Source organism: Nocardia sp. NPDC058497 (genome assembly GCF_042720195.1).
Lineage (GTDB): Bacteria > Actinomycetota > Actinomycetes > Mycobacteriales > Mycobacteriaceae > Nocardia.
In genome coordinates this window covers 1-5,115 of record NZ_JBHXMY010000435.1, presented here as the reverse complement: position 1 = coordinate 5,115, position 5,115 = coordinate 1, and the positions used below count along the sequence as shown (strand labels likewise).

The following is a 5,115-nucleotide window of genomic DNA, read 5'->3' as shown; positions in this document are numbered from 1 at the left end:
GGGTTCGCACGCTATCGGCCTACCGACCCGGGTCAGGTACGGGCGGCGCTTTTGCACGCCAAACATGAATCTAATCGGCGTTCTTTGTTTCGACGACGGGGCCGGACCTCTCGTCCGGCCGTACGCGGTGACCCGCGGCCGCACCATGGGTGCGGCGCACGACCTGGACATGCTCACGGTGGTGGTGGCAGTACATCCCGCCCCCACCTTGCGACGACCGGAACCCGAGTACGCGACGATCGCACGGTTGTGCAAGCGTCCGCAGTCGGTAGCCGAGGTCTCGGCCGTGCTGAAACTTCCTCTGGCGGTGACCAAGATCCTCGTCGGTGATCTCATCGCCGAGGGCCACCTCATCTTCCGGGCTCCGGTAGCGGCCGAGGCCGGCACCGGAGACCTCAACATATTGCGAGCGGTTCTGGATGGCATCCGAAAACTTTGACCCCACAGCACCGGGCGGGCAGCACCTGGCCGCCTCGGTGAAGATCCTCATCGCCGGCGGCTTCGGCGTCGGCAAGACCACCATGGTCTCCTCGATCAGCGAGATCGCGCCGCTGCGCACCGAGGAGCTGATCACCGAGGTCAGCACCGGCGTCGACGACCTGTCGGGGGTGGAGCAGAAGTCGACGACCACGGTCGCGCTGGACTTCGGCCGCATCACCATCGACCGCGATCTCGTGCTGTACCTGTTCGGCACCCCCGGCCAGGACCGGTTCTGGTTCCTCTGGGACGAGCTGTGCCGCGGCGCGCTGGGCGCGATCGTGCTCGCCGACACCCGGCGCCTGAGCAATTCCTTCGCGGCCGTCGACTTCTTCGAACGCCGCGGGCTGCCGTTCCTGATCGCGGTGAACTGCTTCGAGGGCGCGCCGCGCTACACCATCGACGAGGTCCGCGACGCGCTCGACCTCGATCCGAACACCCCGGTCATGCTGTGCGACGCCCGCGACCGGCCCTCGGCGAAGGCGGTGCTGACCCACCTCGTCGAGTACCTCATCGCCCGCGCCACCCGCACCCCGGTGACCACCTAGCAGGTGGTCGACCGGGGGCGGTCCCGGTCATTTCTTCTGTGCTTCCAGATTCGCGCGCCGATCTTTGCCCGGAAATGCTTCCGCTGCCATCTGGAACGAGTAATAATTTGGACTGTGTCCACCACGTCGGACTTCGAGCGGATGCTCCGCGCGGCCTCGCTGCGCGTCACCTCGCCGCGCCTTGCGGTGCTGACCGCCGTGCACCAGCATCCGCATGCTGATACCGACACCATCCTGAGCCGGGTGCGGGACACCCTCGGCGCGGTGAGTCATCAAGCCGTCTACGACGTGCTGCGTGTGCTCACCACCGCCGGCCTGCTCCGGCGGATCCAGCCGATGGGCACGGTCGCCCGGTACGAGACCCGGGTCGGGGACAACCATCATCACCTGGTGTGCCGATCCTGCGGCGTGATTGTCGATGTCGACTGCGCAGTCGGCGATGCGCCCTGTCTGACCGCTCTCGATGACACCGGTTTCGTCGTCGACGAAGCCGAGGTCATCTACTGGGGCCGCTGCCCCGACTGCCTGACATCACCATCACTCTCCTGAAAGGAATCACCGTGCCCGAGGAACATCCACCTATCGCGGAAGCCAACACGGAACCCGGTGAAAATGGTTGCCCCGTCGCCGATCATCGCCCGTTCGCGTCCGCCGACGCCCGTGGCAGCAACCGGGACTGGTGGCCGCACCAGCTCAACCTGACGATCCTGCAGAAGAACCCGCCGGTGGCGAACCCGATGGGCGAGGACTACGACTACGCGGCCGAGTTCGCGACCCTCGACCTGGCCGCGGTGAAGCAGGACATCGAGCAGGTCATGACGACCTCGCAGCCCTGGTGGCCCGCCGATTTCGGCCACTACGGACCGCTGTTCATCCGGATGGCCTGGCACTCGGCGGGCACCTACCGCGTCGGCGACGGCCGCGGCGGTGCGGGCGCGGGCCTGCAGCGGTTCGCGCCGCTGAACAGCTGGCCCGACAACGCCAGCCTGGACAAGGCCCGCCGCCTGCTGTGGCCGGTCAAGAAGAAGTACGGCAAGAAGCTGTCCTGGGCCGACCTCATCGTGTATTCGGGCAATGTCGCGCTCGAGTCGATGGGCTTCCCGACGTTCGGTTTCGGTGGCGGTCGCGTCGACGCGTGGGAGCCGGAGGAAGACGTCTACTGGGGCCCGGAGCGCACCTGGCTCGGCGACGAGCGCTACTCCGGTGAGCGCAACCTCGAGCGTCCGCTCGCCGCGGTCCAGATGGGCCTGATCTACGTGAATCCGGAGGGCCCCAACGGCAATCCGGATCCGCTCGAGGCCGCGATCGACATCCGCGAGACCTTCGCGCGGATGGCGATGAACGACGAGGAGACCGCCGCGCTGATCGTCGGCGGCCACACCTTCGGCAAGACCCACGGCGCCGGTCCGGCCGACCTCGTCGGTCCCGAGCCCGAGGCCGCCCCGCTGGAACAGCAGGGCCTGGGCTGGAAGAGCGGCTTCAACACCGGCGTCGGCGCCGACTCGATCACCAGTGGCCTGGAAGGCATCTGGAACAGCACCCCGATCACCTGGGACAACAACTTCCTGGAAACCCTGTACGGGCACGAGTGGGAGCTGTCCGCGAGCCCGGCGGGTGCGCATCAGTACATCCCGAAGGACGGCGCGGGCGCGAACACCGTGCCCGACCCGTTCGATCCGGCGAAGAAGCGCACCCCGGTCATGCTGACCACCGACCTGTCGCTGCGGATGGACCCGATCTACGAGCGGATCACCCGGCGCTGGCTGGAGCACCCGGAGGAGCTCACCGACGCGTTCGCGCGCGCCTGGTACAAGCTCACCCACCGCGACATGGGTCCGGTCACGCGCTACCTCGGCCCGCTGGTCCCGTCCGAGGAACTGCTGTGGCAGGACCCGGTGCCCGCGCACACCGGCCCGCTGATCGGCGACACCGAGATCGCGACGCTCGAGAGCCAGATCCAGGCCTCGGGTCTGACCGTCGTGCAGCTGGTGTCGACGGCGTGGGCGGCGGCCTCGTCGTTCCGCGGCAGCGACAAGCGCGGCGGCGCCAACGGCGGCCGCATCCGGCTGCAGCCGCAGGCGGGCTGGGAGGTCAACCAGCCCGACGAGCTCGCGCAGGTCGTCCGCACGCTCGAGGGCATCCAGTCGACGTTCAACGCCAACGGCGGCGCCCAGGTGTCGTTCGCCGATCTGGTCGTCCTCGGTGGCGCCGTCGGTGTGGAGCAGGCCGCCAGGGCGGCCGGTTACGACGTGAGCGTGCCGTTCGCGCCGGGCCGCACCGATGCCGGCCAGGAGCAGACCGACGTCGAGTCGTTCTCGGCGCTCGAGCCGAAGGCCGACGGATTCCGCAACTACCTGGCCAAGGACGCCGGGATCCCCGCGGAGTACCTGCTCGTCGACAAGGCGAACCTGCTGACGCTCAGCGCGCCGGAGATGACCGTCCTGGTCGGTGGACTGCGCGTGCTCGGCGCGAACTACCAGTCCTCGCCGCTCGGGGTGTTCACCGCGACGCCGGGCGCGTTGACGAACGACTACTTCGTCAACCTGCTCGACATGGGCATCGAGTGGGTGCCGTCGGCCGCCGACGACGACACCTATGAGGCCAAGGATCGCGCGACCGGTGCGGTCACCTGGACCGGCAGCCGGGCCGACCTGGTGTTCGGCTCGAACTCGCAGCTGCGCGCTGTGGCCGAGGCCTACGCGACCGACGACGCGAAGGAGAAGTTCGTGCACGACTTCGTCGCCGCGTGGACCAAGGTGAGCAACCTGGATCGGTTCGACCTGGCCTGACCTGTCGGAAGCGAAACACCCCGTGGCTCAGTACGAGTCACGGGGTGTTTCGTGTGCCGGCTCGGATCACGCGGTGGCTTCGGCGATTTCGGCGAGCCGGTCGACCGACGCCCGCAGCTTGTCCGAGGTGGTCGCCCTGGCCCGCACCTGACGCTGTTCGTCGTACAGCTGGGCCCAGTCGTAGGTGTGGGTGACCCGGGTGTGGGTGTCGTCGATCGGCTCCAGCTCCCAGCGCCACAGGTGGCCGGGCGGGGTCTTGCCGCGCTCGGAGGGGTTCCAGGCGATGCGGCGGCCCTCCTCGAACTCGACGATGTGGTTGTCGCGATCGGCGCCGTTGGTGAGGGTGGTGGTGAAGACGTCACCGGTGGCGCGGACCCGTTGACCCGCACTCGCTTCCGCGAGATTGTCGTTGCCGTCCCAGCGTGGCTGCTGGGCAGGGTCGGCGATCAGTTCGAAGATCGCGGCGGCGCTCGCCGCGATGTCGCGGGAGGCGTGGACGATGCGGGGCGCGTCGATGGTTTCGGTCTTGTACACCGCGAAGACAGGGATCTCCCTGGTGGTCTTGTCCCGGTATTCCGCGAAGCCCGGCATCAGCTCGACCATCCGGTCGAACAGTGCGGTGCGTTCCGGGTCGGCGACGAGTTCGGCCTTGCCCGTGAAGGTTTCGGTCGGCAGCTCCACGGTCAGTTCCGGGTTCGCGACCAGGTTGTGGTACCACGCGGGGTGCTTGTCGGCGCCGCCGTTGGAGGCGATCAGCACGATGCGCTCGCCGTCGGGCAGGAACACCAGCGGGTTGGTGATCGCGCGACCGGACTTCGCGCCGGTGGTGGCGATGATCACCATGTTGTCGCGGCCCTCGAACATGCCGCCGACCCGGCCACCGTTGGCCCGGAACTCGGCGATCACCTGGTCGTTGAATGCACTCATCCTCGTCCTTTCGCGGTGCGGTCCCCTGCGCCAACCATCCGGGCACGCCGGACATTCCCGCCCGCGTACCGGCCTGCCTCGGCAGATGCGCCGAAGTAGTGAGCTCCTCTAACGTTGCGGGGTGCTAGGACATTCACATGCGACCAGTGGCGCGCTGGCCTGGGCGGGTACCGCCGCGGCGCTCCCGCTCACGGTCGCCGCGTTCCCCCTGTTCGACAGCGACACAACACGATTCGGGATCGCCGAATTGATCATGGGCACCCTGCTCACCGCGGGTGCCGCCCTGTTGCCGGACGCGGATCACCCGAGCGGAACCATCTCGCACGTGCTGGGCCCGGTGTCACATCACATGTGCCGGTTCATTTCCTGGGCCT

At 68.2% G+C, this 5,115-nt stretch carries 5 protein-coding genes and 2 pseudogenes; 5 read left to right on the top strand and 2 right to left on the bottom strand.

From position 1 onward, the window contains the following. Positions 1-64: 64 nt before the first annotated feature. From ACFWPJ_RS24105 to katG, 4 genes are all read left to right on the top strand, one after another. On the top strand, positions 65-439 hold the full coding sequence (locus tag ACFWPJ_RS24105; RefSeq protein ID WP_378854660.1) for a DUF742 domain-containing protein: 375 nt from the start codon (positions 65-67) through the stop codon (positions 437-439). Beyond that, complete coding sequence (locus ACFWPJ_RS24100; protein WP_189022720.1) at positions 420-1,025, top strand: ATP/GTP-binding protein; 606 nt, start codon at positions 420-422, stop codon at positions 1,023-1,025. Before ACFWPJ_RS24105 ends, ACFWPJ_RS24100 begins: the two co-directional genes overlap by 20 nt. Before the next feature lie 114 nt (positions 1,026-1,139). Further along, positions 1,140-1,574, top strand: coding sequence for a Fur family transcriptional regulator (locus ACFWPJ_RS24095; protein ID WP_378854658.1), 435 nt, complete (start codon positions 1,140-1,142; stop codon positions 1,572-1,574). A gap of 11 nt (positions 1,575-1,585) precedes the next feature. Continuing rightward, a complete protein-coding gene (katG, locus tag ACFWPJ_RS24090) occupies positions 1,586-3,814 on the top strand; it encodes a catalase/peroxidase HPI (RefSeq protein ID WP_378854657.1) in 2,229 nt (742 codons plus the stop codon). Between the two features lie 66 nt (positions 3,815-3,880). Here katG and ACFWPJ_RS24085 read toward each other — a convergent pair whose 3' ends face one another. Both ACFWPJ_RS24085 and ACFWPJ_RS24080 read right to left on the bottom strand, forming a co-directional pair. Next, a complete protein-coding gene (locus tag ACFWPJ_RS24085; RefSeq protein WP_378854659.1) occupies positions 3,881-4,348 on the bottom strand; it encodes an SRPBCC family protein in 468 nt (155 codons plus the stop codon). Positions 4,349-4,360: 12 nt separating this feature from the next. Next, positions 4,361-4,741: pseudogene (locus ACFWPJ_RS24080) on the bottom strand (nitroreductase/quinone reductase family protein); the annotation flags it as partial. Between the two features lie 121 nt (positions 4,742-4,862). Between ACFWPJ_RS24080 and ACFWPJ_RS24075 the strand changes: the two are divergent. After that, positions 4,863-5,115 (top strand): annotated as a pseudogene (locus ACFWPJ_RS24075) (metal-dependent hydrolase); the annotation flags it as partial.